The 1,366-nt window shown below is 67.1% G+C and carries 1 protein-coding gene; it reads right to left on the reverse strand.

The genetic code is table 11. The features are described 5' to 3' along the window. Positions 1-11: 11 nt before the first annotated feature. Positions 12-1,322, reverse strand: coding sequence for an ABC transporter substrate-binding protein (locus ACNPM4_RS17190; RefSeq protein WP_029263068.1), 1,311 nt, complete (start codon positions 1,320-1,322; stop codon positions 12-14). Positions 1,323-1,366: the final 44 nt, after the last annotated feature.

Here is a 1,366-nt window from a genome sequence, read left to right on the forward strand (position 1 = left end):
TCCGCTGGGTATCAGTCGACGAGCTCGTTCAGGAGCTTGATCGCCTGGTCCCAGGAACCCTGCGTGTCGGTCTCACCACGGTCGAGGCTGCTGAGGGCCGGGCCGAACACGTTCTCCTGGATCACCGAGTCATCGGCGCCCTTGAACTGGGCGACGACTCCCTTGGCGCGCTCCGCGAGGATGGCACCGGTCGGAGCATCGTTGAAGAACTCGTTCGGCGTCGCGTCGGCGGCGAGGGTCTCCTGCGCCTTGATCGTCGAGGGGAAGTTACCTGCGGCGGCGGACTGCTTCACCTGCTGCTCGGGCTGCGTCAGCCAGTCGGCGAGCTCAGCGGCCGCCTCCTTGTGCTGCGAGGACTCCGGGATCGACAGGAAGGCGCCACCCCAGTTGGCCGCACCGCCGGGGAACACGTCGGCGAAGTCCCAGCCGGTGGAGGCGTCGCCGCCGCCGGCCTCGACCTGACCCTGCACGACACCGAGCATCCAGCCCGGGCACACGAAGGTCGCGAAGGTGCCGTCGACGAACGACTTGCCGCCGTTCCAGTCCCAGGCCGTCTGTGCAGCCGACTGGCCGCCCTCGGTGGCCGCACCCAGCAGCTCGAAGCGCTCCTTGAGCTCGGCGTTGTCCTCGACGTTCAGCTTGCCGTCGGTCGTGTAGTAGCCCTCATCGAGCTGGTTGACCATGGCGTTCCAGACGAAGCCGGAGTGGTCGTACCAGGCCTTGCCGGTCTTGGCCGTGTAGTCGGCACCGACCTTGAAGTAGTTCTCCCAGTCGCCGTTGAGCAGCTCGGCGACGGATTCGCGGTCGCTCGGCAGACCGGCGGCCTCGAATGCGGCACCGTTGTAGCAGATGCCGCTCGGGCCGATGTCGGTGCCGTAGCCGATGACGCGGCCTTCGGCATCCGTCGCCTGACCGTACTTCCAGTCGACCCAGTCGGCCTTGCGGTCTTCGATGCCGTAGTCGCGGAGGTCGACGAAGGTGTCGGAGACGTCCATGATGGCGCCGAGCCAGCCCTCTTCGATCGCGACGACGTCGCTGAGGCCGGAGCCGGCGGCGATCTTGGTGAAGGCATCGGTGCGGGCGTTGCCACCGGTGTCGATGTTGGTCGCCTCGATCTTCACGTTCGGGTGCGCCTTCTCGTACTCCTTGTAGAGGTCGTCGTAGCCGAAGGTGCCGAACGTGGTGACGGTCAGCGTGACATCCTCGTCGGCACTGCCTTCGGGGGCGCCGTCGGCATTGCCGGCGCAACCGGCGAGGGCGAGGGCGGAGACGGATGCCACGGCGGCAATCGCGAGGATCCGGTGGCGGGCACGTGTGTTCACGGTTCACTCCTTTGTGGTGGGGGTCGTGCGGTCTTGCTGCTTTC

This window comes from Microbacterium umsixpiens (assembly GCF_053543675.1).